Source organism: Rhizobium sp. BK399 (genome assembly GCF_014194695.1).
Taxonomy (GTDB): domain Bacteria; phylum Pseudomonadota; class Alphaproteobacteria; order Rhizobiales; family Rhizobiaceae; genus Rhizobium.
Genome location: NZ_JACIAH010000009.1, coordinates 158460 through 173823, shown reverse-complemented (window position 1 = coordinate 173823; position 15364 = coordinate 158460). Strand labels below are relative to the sequence as shown.

At 57.0% G+C, this 15364-nt stretch carries 15 protein-coding genes and 1 pseudogene; 8 read left to right on the top strand and 8 right to left on the bottom strand.

Going from position 1 to position 15364, the window contains the following annotated elements; all coding sequences use genetic code 11:
• The first annotated feature begins 12 nt into the window (after positions 1–12).
• The 5 genes from FHT97_RS19780 to FHT97_RS19760 all read left to right on the top strand — a co-directional run bounded on the left by FHT97_RS19780 (position 13) and on the right by FHT97_RS19760 (position 3230).
• Positions 13–777: an endonuclease/exonuclease/phosphatase family protein gene (locus FHT97_RS19780; RefSeq protein WP_183863988.1), complete on the top strand. Its 765-nt coding sequence runs from the start codon at positions 13–15 to the stop codon at positions 775–777.
• Between the two features lie 357 nt (positions 778–1134).
• A complete protein-coding gene (locus FHT97_RS19775; protein WP_246712690.1) occupies positions 1135–1491 on the top strand; it encodes a response regulator in 357 nt (118 codons plus the stop codon).
• Positions 1492–1597: 106 nt separating this feature from the next.
• Positions 1598–2083 carry a sigma-70 family RNA polymerase sigma factor gene (locus tag FHT97_RS19770; RefSeq protein WP_310503134.1) on the top strand — a complete coding sequence of 162 codons (486 nt, stop codon included), beginning with the start codon at positions 1598–1600 and terminating at the stop codon, positions 2081–2083.
• Positions 2084–2276: 193 nt separating this feature from the next.
• Positions 2277–2600 (top strand): helix-turn-helix domain-containing protein, encoded by a 324-nt coding sequence (locus tag FHT97_RS19765; protein ID WP_183863986.1) that lies wholly within the window; start codon positions 2277–2279, stop codon positions 2598–2600.
• 159 nt (positions 2601–2759) lie between these two features.
• A complete protein-coding gene (locus FHT97_RS19760) occupies positions 2760–3230 on the top strand; it encodes a ProQ/FINO family protein (protein WP_183863985.1) in 471 nt (156 codons plus the stop codon).
• Between the two features lie 301 nt (positions 3231–3531).
• On the opposite strand, the gene repC is transcribed toward FHT97_RS19760, so the two are convergent.
• The 5 genes from repC to FHT97_RS19735 all read right to left on the bottom strand — a co-directional run bounded on the left by repC (position 3532) and on the right by FHT97_RS19735 (position 8775).
• Entirely contained in the window at positions 3532–4764 is a 1233-nt protein-coding gene (repC, locus tag FHT97_RS19755) for a plasmid replication protein RepC (protein ID WP_183863984.1), read from the bottom strand.
• 155 nt (positions 4765–4919) lie between these two features.
• The gene (gene repB / locus FHT97_RS19750) at positions 4920–5933 is read right to left on the bottom strand and encodes a plasmid partitioning protein RepB (protein WP_183863983.1); all 1014 of its coding nucleotides are present in this window, start codon (positions 5931–5933) and stop codon (positions 4920–4922) included.
• A gap of 75 nt (positions 5934–6008) precedes the next feature.
• Complete coding sequence (repA, locus tag FHT97_RS19745; RefSeq protein WP_183863982.1) at positions 6009–7214, bottom strand: plasmid partitioning protein RepA; 1206 nt, start codon at positions 7212–7214, stop codon at positions 6009–6011.
• 445 nt (positions 7215–7659) lie between these two features.
• The gene (locus FHT97_RS19740) at positions 7660–7956 is read right to left on the bottom strand and encodes a hypothetical protein (protein ID WP_183756097.1); all 297 of its coding nucleotides are present in this window, start codon (positions 7954–7956) and stop codon (positions 7660–7662) included.
• A 597-nt stretch (positions 7957–8553) separates the two neighbouring features.
• Entirely contained in the window at positions 8554–8775 is a 222-nt protein-coding gene (locus FHT97_RS19735) for a hypothetical protein (RefSeq protein WP_183756096.1), read from the bottom strand.
• Between the two features lie 916 nt (positions 8776–9691).
• On the opposite strand from FHT97_RS19735, the gene FHT97_RS19730 reads away from it, so the two are divergent.
• A complete protein-coding gene (locus FHT97_RS19730) occupies positions 9692–10060 on the top strand; it encodes a hypothetical protein (RefSeq protein ID WP_183863981.1) in 369 nt (122 codons plus the stop codon).
• 544 nt (positions 10061–10604) lie between these two features.
• Here FHT97_RS19730 and FHT97_RS19725 read toward each other — a convergent pair.
• Positions 10605–11618: a methyltransferase gene (locus FHT97_RS19725; protein ID WP_183863980.1), complete on the bottom strand. Its 1014-nt coding sequence runs from the start codon at positions 11616–11618 to the stop codon at positions 10605–10607.
• A gap of 168 nt (positions 11619–11786) precedes the next feature.
• Positions 11787–11936 (bottom strand): annotated as a pseudogene (locus FHT97_RS31600) (GNAT family N-acetyltransferase); the annotation flags it as partial.
• A gap of 690 nt (positions 11937–12626) precedes the next feature.
• Here FHT97_RS31600 and FHT97_RS19720 point away from each other — a divergent pair.
• Complete coding sequence (locus tag FHT97_RS19720; protein WP_183756094.1) at positions 12627–13607, top strand: L,D-transpeptidase; 981 nt, start codon at positions 12627–12629, stop codon at positions 13605–13607.
• A gap of 482 nt (positions 13608–14089) precedes the next feature.
• Entirely contained in the window at positions 14090–14503 is a 414-nt protein-coding gene (locus FHT97_RS19715; RefSeq protein WP_183756093.1) for a response regulator, read from the top strand.
• A 499-nt stretch (positions 14504–15002) separates the two neighbouring features.
• Here the strand turns inward: FHT97_RS19715 and FHT97_RS19710 are convergent, their stop codons facing one another.
• Entirely contained in the window at positions 15003–15332 is a 330-nt protein-coding gene (locus FHT97_RS19710) for a helix-turn-helix transcriptional regulator (RefSeq protein ID WP_183756092.1), read from the bottom strand.
• Positions 15333–15364: the final 32 nt, after the last annotated feature.

Below are 15364 nucleotides of genomic sequence, written 5' to 3'. Positions count from 1 at the left end.
GGTTCCCGCCGAATGAGTATCACGTCAGCGTCATTGCCGGCCCCTCTGCGCGGACTGAGGATCCTTACATACAATGTTCACAGTTGCATCGGGACGGATCGACGCCTCGACCCGAAGCGCATAGCCGAGGTCATCGCGCAATCGAAAGCCGACATCATCGCCCTCCAGGAGGTTGATGTGGGAAGAAAGCGAACCGGCGGTATCGATCAGGCTCAGACGATTGCAAGCCTTCTTAAGATGGAATCCCACTTCCATCCTGCGCTGCACGTGCGCGAAGAGCGTTACGGCGATGCGATCCTAACAGCGCTTCCCACAAAACTGGTAAGGGCCGGGTCCCTGCCCTCGGTCGGCGAGACGCGTGGCGCGATCTGGGCGGAAGTGACTGCCCAGGGTCACCGTCTCAACGTGATCAATACCCATCTCGGCTTGCGAGCAGGAGATCGAAGGCGACAGGTTTCAACACTCCTCGGTGAGAACTGGATGGGTAGCGCCGCATTTCGCGCACTGCCTGCCATCATTTGTGGCGATCTCAATGCCGTGGGCTCGTCCGCCGCTTATCGGCACCTGGCGCAGCACTTTCAGGACGCACAATTGATGGCGCCTCGCAAGCCCCGGCCGACTTTCCCGTCGAGGTTCCCACTATTGCGTCTTGACCATATTTTCGTTTCCGAGGGGTTTGGTGTCACTGCTTCCGAGATCCAGACCAACCTTCTCGCCCGCCAGGCATCGGACCATCTGCCGCTGATGGTTGAATTGGATTTGCAACGGTCAGGCTGAGCGAGCGAGGTTCCTGTTCGAACCACTACCCATCTCACCTGACACGGGAATTGATATAGCTTGTGGCCAGCTGAGCTCCGCGTTGCGGAAAGCCAGAGGTGAAAAGGACTGCCCATCAATTCAGTCGTTTGATCGGGAACTAAACGACGCCGCCGCGGTTCGTAGTCTTCTCGGTGCGTAAGCTGATGGGGCACCAGAGCCGTATTCAAACAGGTGGGTAACGCGGTGTCGAACGCCTTGGCGACACGAACAGCTTGCCCGCAGAAGACAAGACCGGACTTTGTCCGTATCATCCCACCGGCAGTCTACGCCGGAAGCAAACCAAGGATTTGTCGACTGAAACAGATAGCGCCCCTGTTGTTCAAAGGACGAACCGTCCTCATTGTTGAGGAGGGACACCTTCTCGATGATGACACGCGCCTGCTTCTCGAAACAGGCGGTGCCATCGTGATCGCTGCAGCATCGGTGCCGTCAGGCCTGACATTGTTGACGAATGAGAACATTGACGCTGCCATCCTCGATCTACAATTTGATGGTGACGCAGTGTTTCCATTAGCCGAAAGGCTGCTATTCCTCGAAATTCCCTTCATCTTCGCCACAGCCTATGTCAGCCCGGAACTTTCGGGCATCTATGGTGGCTTCCATCTTTGCGCAAGGACGACAGAACTCCAGCAGATTGCCGAGGCTCTTTTTGGAACTGTCGCCTCGATCTGAGACTGCCATCTTCAATTCGTGCGGTTTCGTACTTAACGCATGAGGCCGGAACGAAGTACCCGGTCAGTCCTTCTCCTTCATGTATCTCCAAGGGAAGGCCATACTCGTGTACAGTTCAACCGAAACCGTTCGCCGGGAAATCGTGAGTCTGATGCCGGCGTTGCGCGCGTTTGCGAGAACCTTTTATCGGAACGCCGCCGATGCCGATGATCTGGTTCAAGAAACGCTGGTCCGCGCACTTATTCACCTGGACCGTTATGAAGAGGGGACCCGGCTCAAATCCTGGCTCTTCACAATCATGCGCAACACCTTCTGCTCGTGCTATCGAGTGACAAGAAGGGAAGCGGTCGGGACGTTGGAATGCGTGTCCTCGCGGGAAAGCGTTCAGCCGGACCAGGAATGGCGCATTCGAGGTCATGAACTGGAAGCGGCCTGTGTGCGCCTGCCTGAGAAATATCGGGGCGCCTTCGAGTTCGTCTTCATTGACGGACGCAGCTACGAGGAAGCTGCGGATCATTTTCAGTGCCCTATCGGCACCATTAAAAGCCGCGTCAACCGTGCACGCCAGCACTTGATGCATGCGCTGTCCTAGCGAGTATCCAAACGACTGCTATACTGTCTGATGCCAAAGAATTGCCCGCTAACCATTACGGCCTTCGATCGCAGGACCGACAGTAATTCTTATGAAATGCGGAACGGGAAAGAGATTTGCACGTTCGAGCCATATGTCCGGGACACAATATCCCTGCTTGTCTAACACATGACCGAAGCCGTGGGAGAACACCATGATACTGGGCAGTCAGATCAAAGCGGCCAGGGCCCTGTTGGGTTGGCAGGTGAGCGACCTTGCCAGGGCCGCGGGAGTAACGGCAAGCACTATCGATCTTGTGGAAAACCAGATGGGGATAATTGCTGACGATACCGAGGGCTTAAGGGATATCATCGCCTCGGTGGAGAGGAGCGGTGTTGTCTTCTTAACAGAATATTCGAATGAGGGTGGACCAGGCGTGCGCCTCAAACCAGCAGAAAGGGTCTATACCGATGAAGCGGACACGGTTCAATACAAGGAATATCTCGTAAACGATGCGCCACCCGGTGCCGGTGGCTAGCTCTGTCCCCCTTCCTTCCGGTCGCAAACCCAGGACCATGCTTACGATAATTTTAATCGCTCTCAGCCGCTAGAGGCCGAATGCGTCCATTCGATCGCCTATATGCCGTCGAAATCACTTCACGGAGTCCACTAGGACGGGACGCAGAGGTAATCTTTCATGACGAAGCCTTGGACCTATAGCCGCGGACCGATCTGTTCAACGGAACCGGATATCATAAAAGCAACCACGATCAATGATCTCCTCCGTGAACCGGTTGGCATATTGCCGGTAAGGGTCGGCGATCCTATCAAGCCATTCGAATGCGGCCTCTGGAACCATTTGAGACTGCGCTTGCGGCCCGGTGTTTCCGTTACATCGTTGCGGAAGGCCACGGGCGCGTACCTCCATTCAAAACGATATTTCTTTGCAATGGCGCAACCCGACTCCCTGCGCTTCGACATCGACGGCGCGCCGGCGGCCCCGGTCTCGAATGAGGATCGCCTTGCGGCCCAAGAGCGGTATGAAATGTTGCGACGAACTGATGCTCCTGCGTTGGAACCTGCTGCGCCTTTGTTGGCGAAAGCAGATCGGATCCGCGCCGGTCTTCTACCTCGCGCGCAGGTGGGTGTGGCCAGTCGCATTCGCTAGCCACTGCTCCGTGGGCACCGATGGTGGCCGAGTTGCGCAATCCGTAACCGCTTCGCTCCGTTGAAGCCGGAAGCGATAACGGAAGTAAACCGGCCGTTCCCTTCCGCTCGTTCGTATAGGCGCTTCTATCGCCTGCAGAACCGTTTGTGAAGATGGTGTTGAGAAGGGCCGCCACCTGGCTTCGGAATGCTCGAATCGGGTCAGCAGCTTCCGGCGTTCGACGTGACATTGTTATACGCATTGTGGTCAAAAACGTCCATGGAATTTCGCCGGGATCGCTGAAACAGTGGGTTTAGAGACGCTATTCCTCATCAGGTGACGGAGAGATTATCCGTGTTCCGGTCATGCTTTTTCGAACCAGGGCCATGAGCATCGGTCCTGGTGAAAACTGCTTTCGCTGGGCACGGCGTGTCAGATCCCGCAGGTATCCGCCAGCCGAGTTGATACACCGACCTCGCTCCAGGATGCAGGCCACGGCAATAGCCGCGTTCTCCGGGCCCATTGCGTGGCAGGCGTCTTCAAACGTCGCTGAACTCACGCCGAGCATCGATCTGACGACAACAGCCGCATTCATCAGGTCCCTCCAGCTGTTAATCACACCGCGCGGGCCATAGGCGGCGATATCAGGGCATGCTTTCAAAACAAGACTAAGCGGCAGTGCCTGGCTGGACGTGGATGGTGGAGGCTCCTCCCCGATCGAGCTGACGCGAACTGGCCGTTCCGCGGATGCTTCAGATTCAAGATAAGATTCGGTATTAGAACTCTGTGTGTGGTGCTCATTGTGAGCGTCATTGGAGCTCGAATTATCCAAATCTTGGTGGAATTTCAGGATATTGATGATCCTTGCCTGCAAATGGCGCATACCGTCGAGAATGACATGGATATCATCGAGCGATTGTGAGCGGGAAATCCTATCCACGAGGTCCTGATAGGCCGCCTCGATCATCTGCCAGTCGCCTTCAATGCCTTCTTCCTTGGCGACGCCGAAGAGCTTTCGCACATCGCGCCGGCAGATGGTCAAACTCTCCCTTGCCCTGCGCGTGGCTGTGCGCTCCGCAACGACCTGCTTGGCAATGCCCGCGAACTCCTCAGCGCGCGACAGCAGGGGCGACAGATCGAAACCATAGGCGCTTTCGATCTCCCCTCCCCTGCCCCTATGGGCGTATCGCTTGCCATTGGCACTGTCCCGACGCAGGATCACGCCCGCCTCAACGAGAAACGCGAGATGCCTGCGAAGTGTGGCGCCCGCTATGCCGTGGGCACGGAGCGAAAGCTGCGCATTTGACGGGAAGACGACGAGTTGGGCGTCTTGGCGAAGCTCATTCTCGGGATAGAAGCTCAACAGCGCGTCAAGCACAGCCAGACTGCGGTCTTTCAGGCCGAGCGACTGCATAGCTTCAGAGACGTCACGAAAGACGCTCCATTTGTTTACCGATTTGCCCTGGCTGATTTCGGATACGGCGGTGTGCCGTTTCACCAGCGCAAGCGTCATCGGCCGCCGCCCAAAGGGCGTCGTCACATGTTCACCTTGCATTTTCCTTCACCTTTCAGAAGGCAAAAGAAATCTGCTCACCAAAACGGTGCCAAAGACTCTTGACTGTGATTCGAGGAAGTGCGATTCTCTGGTTGTCTAGATCAGAGGAAGGCTTCCACGGCGGCAACGTTGAGGGGGCCTTTTTCTTTTGCTGTTCAATCTCCCGTTTGCTGTTTCTCTTCAGAATGCGAATACTGCTCGAATAGGCTTTCTAGGTTGCTGGAGAGCCATTGCCCGAAGGATTTGCCCTTCGGATTTCCAAATTCCATAACGAGGCCGTTGCCCTTTGGCGTTGCCAGGACACTCACGGACTGGTCCGACGGTGTCCATGCGGTACCTGCCAGTGTCTGCTTGCTACGGCGATTCGATTTTCCGGCTGATTTCAATGCGGAAAGAAGAAAGAGAAACTTCGCTTCATCTGTTTCACATGCGAGGAATGCTTGGTCCTGCACAGCCTCGCGCGCGCGCGCGTTGATCGAAGGGTTCAGTACCAGCTTTTTCAGCTCCTCCCAGCGGTCTCGTCCAACACCCTTGGCTGCTCCGAGGGCGTCAAGAACTGTGTCCGGAACGATCTCGGCGACAGAAAGCATTCGCGACAACAGGCTGTCATCGACCGTGAGGGCCGTCTTCAAAACCTCCCTCGACATGCCACTTCTCTGGAGCCGGTTCGCAAAAATCGCCTTCTCAATGAAGGTCAGATCTGCGCGAGCCGTGTTCTCCTGGCCCTGGGCGATCACATGTTCGATATCGGCGAGCGGTTTGACAACTGCCCTCACCTTCAACCCGAGCTCCCGGGCTGCACGGGCTCGGCGGTGGCCAAATACGATCATGTATCGGCCGTCATCGCTCGGATGCGGTCGCACCAGGATAGGGGTCGATTGCCCGGACTGACGGATGGCCTCCTTCAGGTTCTCAAAGGCCTCATCGTCGTCACCAATTCGATCGGCAACGAAAGACCCATCGAGATCGCCGGGATCGAGCGAAATGACTGCCTCGCCATCAAGGACGCGCATGGACGTCTCGGCGAGCTCATCCAGCGACTGGATCATCGATCTGGAGGCCCCGCGCCGTGTATAGGACGCCCGGGCCTCGGACGCTGACGCGGCGCCGCGGTCGACATCGTCGCCCAACGTCGCCGTCACGCTCGCAAGAAGGTTTTTTCTAGCCATTTCCGTCTCCGTTGTGAGTGCCCATCCCTCTGAAAGAAAACAATTTTTCCGCGATTTGCACGGCTGTCAAAAACCTCACTTCCGTCCCCACGCATTATGGATCAAGGAAACAATCTCGCCATTGACCGCATTCAGGCTTTCGACGGCACGTTCATAGGTTGACCGGGTGAACTGAGACTTCTCGATCTCGTACAAGGTCTGCTTGGTGATCCCGGCATCTGAAATTGCCGTCGATTTCAGCATCTGGTTCTTCAGCATGCGCTTGTTGAAAAGGGCTTGAAGGAACCCGACCATCTGCGCCTGCGGCTGATCGGTAGGCTCGTAGCGTGTCACGAGGTAGCGGAACCATTTCAGCTTCACCGAAGCGCCGGCGCTCTTGATCGATTCAAGGATGCCACCAAGCATCAGGAGGAACTGGCTCATCGACATGACGTCAAGCATTTGGGGATGGACGGTGATCAGAACGGCCGTTGACGCCGTGAGTGCCGTCAGGGTGAGGTAGCCAAGCTGCGGGGGGCAGTCGATCACCACAACGTCATAGCGATCGTCGACTTCCTTCAAGGCATTCGAGATCCGCGTGAAAAAGAGCTTGCCTTCCTGAAGGTTCTTGCTGGATGCCGCAAGCGGTGTCTCATACTCGTATTCCTGAAGCTCCAGATTGGCGGGAACAATATCAAGCCCCGGGAAATTGGTAGGACGAATGAGTTCCGTGATCGACTTGCGATCGCTGTCGTAACGCAGTGCTTCGTAAAGGGAGGGATTTCGATCGAGTTCCGGCTGAATCCCATGGAGGGCTGTCATCGATGCCTGCGGGTCAAGATCGATGGCGAGGACACGGTGACCAGTCAGAGCCAGATACTGGGCAAGATGCGCTGCCGAAGTCGTCTTTCCGGAGCCGCCCTTGAAGTTCACGACGGAAATGACCTGTAAGCCTTCACCATTGCGGCGGTGAGGAACATACTTTTTGAAATCCGAACGGCCATGCTTGTCGAGATAGCGGCGCAACTCCATCATCTGTTCGGCAGTGTAAGACCGACGTCCCGAGCCAGAGACCTGAGGAGCAGGGCCCTTGCCTTCGAGGTGAAGCTTCTTGATGTGGTTTTGCGTGACGCCGAGATACTCGGCGACCTCGGCCAACGAAAACTGCCGAAGCCCTTTCATCGCGTTAGGGGGGTACTGCTCTAGCCGAAGCATGTTCAGCTTGTCAGAAATCAGCTCGCCCTGCTCAAGGATTTCCTTGTCAAAATCAAGGTCTTCGATGAAGACTGGTGCCATGTTCATATCTTGCCATCTTCCGGAATAACGCTTTTCTCAAGCGATCTGCATCATAAGCGTGATTTAGATGCGATTCTCTAGCCGGCGCAAGAAGTTTTTAGTTAACAAAGGCTTAATATGCCGATTCTTTATCATAGGCTGGCTTCGGACGCTGGCAGGTGTGCCGCGATCCGGCAAATGCGAATCAACTCAATGATTTTCAACGATAATTTTGATGTTTGCACGGCTGTCAAAAATATTAGCCTGTGAATTGCGTCGCCTGGAGCGAAAAAGGCTTCGAAGAGCTTTGCAAAGCGAACCGCAGGTGCGGTGAAGTTGTTGGAAGAACTCCTGAGACATTCAGCATTCAGTCGCCGAGACGCATAGGTTGTCGCTTGCCCCTGTGAATGAAGAGGAGGGGCAGATGACGGCCCATGGTTCGAGCCGTCACCCGGCGCGAAACAACGAGCTGTCAGTTGTTGTTATCGGCGCACGTATTCTCAACATTCTCGGTGTTGCTGTTGCCGCCCTGCGTCTGCAGCGAGTTCTTGCCCTTCAGCGACTTGCAGTTCTCTTTGTTGACATTCTGAGTCGTGCTGTGGGTCTTCATCGGGTCGACCTTTTTCATCTTCATGGGTTTGGTCGTTTGAGTGGCGGCCCCATGATTCTTGTCCATGGTGGATCCAGCAGGAGCGGGGTTCGACTGCCCGAATGCTGAGCCTGAAAGGCCGATGATCAGAAGTGACGTCGTAACAAGCTTGATGGACATTTCGTCCTCCTTGGTAGCGTTGCGTGATTGCAACCAAATTGGAAACGATGCCGTGGTGCTCTTGTTCCCGGAGCGGTCTGGTGCGGGTCACTGTGTTTGCGCGGCTGGAGGCGGCCGCTGCCTTCTTCGGGCGGGGAGGGCTCCTCGGCCACCAGACCGTTGGGTAGCCGGGGTTCGGACCGCCGAACCCTGGCGGGGTGGCAAACCGCCCGCGCGATTGCATCCGGCATTGGTCTCGTGTGGGCGGACCCGAGTGTGTGCTTCTGCCGGAACTAGGACTTTATATCCCGGAGAACCGAAGAACCGGCGCAGCTTCCCTCAACATTGCCTATGCGGGTCATATGCTGCGACCTGGTAGTGAATGACCGGACGAACATGTTTGGCAATTCTTGCATTCAAGAATCTGGGGAGCAAAAAGCAGACCTGAACGGTTCGGCAGCTGAAAGGCGATGTGCTCGATCTCGCCGCTTACTCCGATAATCAGCGTTGCCAAGCCAGATTGCTTAGCGTGATGAAAGGAAGTCTTCCTAGCCGGCCGTCCGGTTCTTCCCAGCCAAGTTTGGGGCTACCCGTCAGGGCAGGCGGCATTTGCATTGGCTAGTCTTCGTCCGCAGGAGTCAATCCGTCATAGACCTCCAGCAAGGCTTGCGTGATCGCGGCACCGAGTGCATTGCCAGTTTCCGCAATTGCCTTTTCGTCCATGTCACGCGCCGCTATCGCCAGATCGCCGCCTTGTTCAGCGACGATTGCCCGAGCCTTTTCGATCGCCCAGAGGGCAAAGTCATTGCGGCTTTCAATTGTTACGGTGTCCGGTTCCATTCGCAGGTCCTTTAAAGAGCGGCTAGTGCGGGGGGTATATGGGGGCTTACGCGCTAGCTCATTCCAGACTCCTGATCAACTCCAATGCCAAAAAGTACCGCCATATATCTGCCTCCAGGTGGCTTGGGTCGACTGAGCAACGTGGAAGCGCAGCGCCGCTTGCACAGTCTGTCACCTGTCTGTCCTCCATCTTTCGTGATGATGTGGAACGCGGTTTGTGGCGACCTTCATCATCAATCTGATGGCGAGGTTCGAGCAATGGCGTATTGATCGGGCTGCTCTATGGGCGCTGCCAGCCTTCAAGGCGCGGGTCTGCGCTACGCGAAAGACCCCAGGCACAAGATGACGACTGACGTCGTCAGACGCTGCGACGTGACCTATCTCGAAAACCTCAAGATCGGGAGCATGACCGTGTCGGCACGGGGGACCGTGGAGGGGCCAGTTCCGGCGTCGCGACGAAGGTGGGACTGAACCGATCCTCGACGTCTCGCCAGGCAAGGCCCGCATCTAGATCGATACAAGACGCGCCGCTCCGGCGGTAGCCGCACGAATGCCGTGTGATCAAGACCAGAAGCCGGTTCGTCAGGTCCCGACGAGGTGATATGCTGGCGCGTAGTAACTTGATCTCGCAAAGGGCTTCATTTCTCTCCGCGGCATTCATCCAGACCCATAAAGGGCGAGATTGGGGGGTTATCCACTAACGGAAGAAAATGCTCTAGTGGCTTCCGTTGAGCAGTTTGAGTTCGTTCTTTCAGTAGGTTACAGATTGATGCCCTGCCGGTTTTGTTGAACACTTCGGGTCAAGCGGGGTAAATTCGGAGGCACCGCCGAACGACAGGGCAAATCGGAGACTGGGGTCCGTCCTGTCACCACTCCCTGGCAGGATAGCCTCGTCGACAAAAGCGAGGGGCTGACAATGCGGCTGATCGAAATTGATAGCCTGGACGAGGCGGCGCTCGTCGAACTCAACGCCCGTATCGTCGAGAGGCTGCAGTTGCTGCATCATCAGCGGACTGCAGCTGCGCTGCAGGACATCCGTGTTGGAAGCGGCGTGACCTTCGAAGGGCCAGGCGGGGTGACGATCCGGGGCGTTGTCATTCGCCGCAACAAGAAGACAGTGACGGTGCATGCCGATGATGAGCGGCAATGGAATGTGTCGCCGACTTTGCTGACGCTCACCGGCTCCCATGTGCTCGATACGCTGGATGATGTCGTGACGGGCAAGCCAGACAGGACTGGTGCGTCGGACAGGATCGTTGCGTTCCCCAATCCTGATCGCCGTTGATGTGCCGAGGTTCTGGCAGCGACTATCGTGGCCAGCAGAGGAGCGGCCCGCCCGGGTGTGCCTATGCCTAGCCGACCGCCAAGATAGTGCCAGAACGACAGGCCCAACTTCTGGCAGGTATCGTCTTGAAGCTTTTGGTTTTCGGTCTCGAGTTTTTCGATCCGGATGTCTGCCCGGTCGGCCCGTTCTACCAGACCAGTCACAAGCTCCCGCAGCGCCTTCAGCGGCAGCGTATCGCCATGCTCGGTCATGGGCAGGCGGCGCTTCGTCATGAAAGGAGTGAATGGTGGCTTCCAGAAAACAGGAATGCCCGATGCCACCGGATTTGCTCCAGTTACACTTCGGGGCAACTTCGCCGAGTGCGGCCGAGCCAAGCGGCTGCGGGGTTCATTGCTGCGCGCTGGCAGCCTGCTTGGTATCTCATCGTCGAGAAGCTTGTTCAGTTCAAGAGCGACGCGAGGCCATCGACCACGTCAGCGCCAGGCGATCGACATCGCATCCTTGGTCGAGATTGCGGAACACCGGCCGCGGTCGCGGTTTCCGCTCAGTCGGGCTTGAAGCCTATCACCATCGAGTCAGGCCCCAGCAACGGCTCGACGTGCGTGGCCACGAAACCGGCGTCGCGCATCCAGGCCTGGCAGTCGCAGCCGGTGTAGTCGAACCCGCCACGGGTCTCGATCAGCATGTTGAGGCTCATCAGCAGGCCGAAAGCGTTCAAGCGGCGCTCGTCATCGATGACGGCATCGTAGACGATCACGGCCCCGCCGTTCGGCAGTGCGGCAAAGGCCTTTTCCAAGAGCATCCTCTTCTCGGCAAGATCCCAGTCGTGCAGGATGTGCCCCATCAAGATCACATCCGCATTCGGCATCGGGCCGTCAAAGAAGTTTCCGCTTTGGAAGCGGATACGGTCAGCGAGACCATGCCGGGCGACGAACTCGTCGAATATAGGCTGCACGGCGGGCAGGTCGAAGCCGATGGCCTGAAGATGCGGATGCGCTTGCGCGATCACCACCGGCACCATGCCCTGCGCCGCGCCCACATCGACGAAGGTCTTGTACTTCGACCAGTCGAACCGGGCGGCGATCGCCTGGGCCGCACCGGCGCTGATTCCACTCATCGCCTCCAGGAACCCGCGCAGCCGCGACGGCTCGGCATAGATCGCGGCGAAGAAGTCTTCGCTTTGCTTGGCTTCATTCTGCGGCTCGCCGGTGCGCAGGGCTTCGGTCAACGAGCCCCAGAAACCGTAGAGCCGGGCATTAGCCATTTCGAGGATGCCGCCGATATAGGAGGACTTGCCCTTGTCGAGGAAGAGGTCTGTATCAGGGGCATTGCGATAGCGGCCATCCTCGCGTTCGAGCAGCTTCAGGGCCACTAGGGTGTCGAAGAAGTCGCGGGCCGAGCGGGGATGCAGTTGCAGCCTGGCCTGCAGGTCGGGCAGGTTGGCCGGGCCGGCTGCGAGCGCTGTGAAGACGCCAAGCTCGACCGCGGTGAGCATGGCTTTGGAGGCCCAGAACCCCATCCCGAGCTGCATGATGTTGTCCGGCGTCGTTTCGCCCATCGTACGTCTCCTCCTGGATCGTATCGTCGAACGGCATCTGGGATTGGTGCGGAAACCGAGACGGTCCGGCCTGGCAAGCCCGCTCCCGTCTCGTCGAGGCGCCCTGCAAGGGAAAATAGAGCGTTTTGCCATGTCCTGCAATTAATCAAGAAGCACTATGTGAGCAGACGAATGCTCGTGCATCCGACGAGCCAAGCCTCGACCACTTGCCGCCGTGTCTGTCACGTAGCCGCGGTTGCTAACATGTTTTTCTCCGCCGGTACGATTAGTTCGGATGTAGTGCATCCCAACAATCACACCGTCTTCAACGACAAACGTGCTGCCACCGATTTTGCCCCGCTTACACGGCTTGGGTAAACGGGGCAGTTCTTGTGCCTTTGACCTGTCGATTTCAATTTAAGCTGTCAGCTGAAACCCCGACGCGAAGTTTTCACCTTACGAGGGGTGTAGCGGCAGGCGAGGGCCCTTCAAAGGGGACCGACACAGATACTTGCCGGTCGAGCTGCTTCGGTACATAGCGCTCGTCGATCTAGGGCCGACGAGGCGATCTCGGCGCGGAACGAATGGCGGGTGCTGGCCACGCTCGACGCTCCGACATAGCCGCGCCGGATTGCAGTTGCTGGAGATGCGTCGCCGACATGAACGATCCCGTCGGCGCATTAGAGCAGCGGGCGCGACGCTGGCAGGATTGGCATTGATCGCCCCGGCGTCGCCAGGCGAAAAATCGGGCACTGCATTTCCGACCCTTTCGCAGAATGGCTCATGCCGGCATGTCCCGCGGACCAGCGCCTAGCGCTGACCCCAGAGCGTTGCTCTAGTTGGAAGGTAGTACACGTAAAACTGTCTTGCATGTTTCGCTTGGCTCCAAGCACTAGCTTGTGCGCGACACGCTCTGAGAGCGTACCCTCGCCAGGCCGTCCGACGGGCATCGTCGACGCGCGCTATCAGGTTGAAAGCGAAATCGCGCGAAGGCTTGGAACAAGTTGGTGCGATGTCAATTTTACTTCTATGATGAAGACTATCGCTCTCGCAACATCCATTGTTCTCATACTGTTTGGGACTGCGGCTGCGGATGAGCTTACGGCGGAGGCGATCAACTCCGCCTCGCTGCAGGCAATACCGCCTGAGCGCCCCGCGCAGAATGCCCCCTCTCAGCCGGACCCCGCCATTGTCCGCCTTCAGGTTCTCCTTGACCGCGCGGGATCGTCGCCCGGGGTCATTGACGGCCATTACGGTGAAAACGTTACAAAGGCGGTCGCCGGGTTCGAAACCTTGCAGAATCTTTCATCGGACGGAAAGCTCGATCCGGACGTCGTTCAACGGCTTTCAGACAAGGCGGCTGTCATCCAACCCTATCGGATTACCGAGGACGATGCCGCTGACTTGCTAGACAAAATTCCCAAGGACTACGCCAAGCAGGCAAAGATGAAACATCTTGGCTACACAAGCATCGCGGAAAAACTGTCCGAACGTTTCCATATGGACATAGACCTGCTGAAGGCACTGAATTCCGGTGTGGACTTTAAAGTCGGAGCGACAGTGCTCGTTGCGATGCCCGGTGGTCCCAAGGCTGGCTCCGTCAAAAAAATAGAAGTTCACAGAAAATCCGGACGGGTACTAGCCTTTGCGGCAGACGGTGCACTAATTGCTGCCTATCCGGCGACCATCGGAAGCGAAGAGACGCCATCACCTACCGGGACGCACAAGGTCAAGGGCGTCGCGCGGATGCCGCCGTATATCTACAATCCGAAAATCAACTTCCAGCAGGGCAAGAACAAGAAGATCCTGAAACTACCCGGCGGTCCCAATGGTCCCGTGGGATCAGTCTGGATTGATTTGACAGAGCCGACCTACGGAATTCACGGAACCCCCGAACCGTCACTCATCGACAAGGTCGGCTCACACGGTTGCGTGCGGCTTACCAACTGGGATGCGCAGGAACTGGCCGGCATGGTCAAGCCCGGCATTGTGGTCGAATTCACCGACTGAACGTGCGCCATTGGATTCTGTCTCGTAAATCGGCCAGGCATTGCCGAGCCACGTCACATCAAGGTTTGATTAGTTGACCTCGGTCTTCTCGTCACCGATAGACCTCGCCACATGATCGGCGACGTCTGAATCCTATATCACGCCGAAAATCCCGATCCGACAACAATGACGCTATAGGATGCCTGGCTTCTGGTCGGAGGTCACTGTCTTGTCCTACATGCAAGAGCGTCGGGCGGCTGCGGTGTCGTCCTTGTCTTCCGGCGACGGTCGTGGGGATTCCGCCGGTCGGACACCCATTGCAAATTTTCCATGCCATTGTTCACAATTAAACTGATCGCAAGAAGCGGAAAGCCAAAGACATGCCGATTGCTCACTCCGTCATTCGTTTTTTGTTAAGCATGAATCAAAATACTGATGGGGCTACGTGTACCAATTTGATCCACCTTGCGTTTAGCCATCGTCTGACAATGGAGACACCGAGAATGGCAAGAATCCTGATTGTGGAAGACGAACCCTTGATCCGCTTCGCACTCGCCGACGAACTGGCCGATGACGGCCATGTCGTCATCGAATGCCGTAATGTGCTCGAAGCGGTTGCAGCCCTGGGAACGAACGGATGCATCGAGGCTGTGGTCACTGATGTTGACATGCCCGGTGGGTTAAGCGGTCTGGACCTTGCCCGGATGCTGACCGTCACCCGACCGTCCCTTCCGGTCTGGATAACCTCCGGACGCGATGTGGACATTTCAGAATTCGGTGAAAGCGTTGTCTACCTGCCAAAGCCTTACGACCTTGCCGCACTTCGGGACAGGATCTCTGCGCGGTTCAAAGCGAACGAGAAACAGAAAAGCCAAACGCTTGCTCTCGTCCGTTCCCGCTCCACTTCGTTCTCATGAACGCAATATATTGACAAGGCTCGCTGGTTTTGGGGGCCATCTGCAGCAAGGGGCCAATGGAGAATCCTTTTAATCACCACACGAGAGACTGGGAGATGGACATTCCCAAGGGATGGCTCATCCCGGGCCTGAAATCGCACAAGGTGGCCGAACAGGAGGGTTGGGAAGAAGCGGGCGTCAAGGGAGGGCGCGAAAGCGAGTCTTCGGCAAATTCACATACCTGAAAACCCTTGCCGCGGGAGTGAAGTACGCGCGACGGTCGGCGTCCACCTTGTGGATGTGCGGCAGACCAGGTCACTCTTTCCAGAGCGCGGCCAGCGAAAGCTTGAATGGTTCCGTCCGCTGGACGCAGCATCGTTTGTCAAGGAGACTGAACTCAAGAGCCTCCGGTCGAAGGTCCCAAAGCTTTTTCGTGATACCATTCCAGGGCATGCGACGAACCTCGACGGCACCGACGCGCTGTTCGACGGGCAGGCTTGTATCTGGTGGTTTGTGTGGCTCAGGTGACGATCGACTTGATCTGCCCCAGCCTATCCTCGGCATCCTTCAAGCGCCTCATGAGCAGATCCATCGTGGCGAGACCGTCAACGCCATCGAAATAACCGCCGACGAATTCGAGCGGATGGATGTCCAGTGTCCTGCAGATGATGATCAGGGCCGAAACCGACAACCTGCTTATGCCGCGTTCATACTTCTGTATTTGCTGGAAAGTGACGCCTACTGCGGAGCCAAGCTCTGTCTGGCTGAGTGCCTTCATTTCCCTTAGGAACCTGAGGCGTTCGCCAATCTCCCTATCGATCTGCCCTGCGCGCCTTGCTGCGTGATTCATCAGCCACCCCCGTGGTCCTGACTCCGAGACTG

Coding starts and splice junctions, on each gene's coding strand:
- FHT97_RS19780 (WP_183863988.1), top strand. CDS start 13: ATGAGTATCACGTCAGCGTCATTGCCGGCCCCTCTGCGCGGACTGAGG.
- FHT97_RS19765 (WP_183863986.1), top strand. CDS start 2,277: ATGATACTGGGCAGTCAGATCAAAGCGGCCAGGGCCCTGTTGGGTTGG.
- FHT97_RS19760 (WP_183863985.1), top strand. CDS start 2,760: ATGACGAAGCCTTGGACCTATAGCCGCGGACCGATCTGTTCAACGGAA.
- repC (WP_183863984.1), bottom strand. CDS start 4,764: ATGCAAGGTGAACATGTGACGACGCCCTTTGGGCGGCGGCCGATGACG.
- repB (WP_183863983.1), bottom strand. CDS start 5,933: ATGGCTAGAAAAAACCTTCTTGCGAGCGTGACGGCGACGTTGGGCGAC.
- repA (WP_183863982.1), bottom strand. CDS start 7,214: ATGAACATGGCACCAGTCTTCATCGAAGACCTTGATTTTGACAAGGAA.
- FHT97_RS19740 (WP_183756097.1), bottom strand. CDS start 7,956: ATGTCCATCAAGCTTGTTACGACGTCACTTCTGATCATCGGCCTTTCA.
- FHT97_RS19735 (WP_183756096.1), bottom strand. CDS start 8,775: ATGGAACCGGACACCGTAACAATTGAAAGCCGCAATGACTTTGCCCTC.
- FHT97_RS19730 (WP_183863981.1), top strand. CDS start 9,692: ATGCGGCTGATCGAAATTGATAGCCTGGACGAGGCGGCGCTCGTCGAA.
- FHT97_RS19725 (WP_183863980.1), bottom strand. CDS start 11,618: ATGGGCGAAACGACGCCGGACAACATCATGCAGCTCGGGATGGGGTTC.
- FHT97_RS19720 (WP_183756094.1), top strand. CDS start 12,627: ATGATGAAGACTATCGCTCTCGCAACATCCATTGTTCTCATACTGTTT.
- FHT97_RS19715 (WP_183756093.1), top strand. CDS start 14,090: ATGGCAAGAATCCTGATTGTGGAAGACGAACCCTTGATCCGCTTCGCA.
- FHT97_RS19710 (WP_183756092.1), bottom strand. CDS start 15,332: ATGAATCACGCAGCAAGGCGCGCAGGGCAGATCGATAGGGAGATTGGC.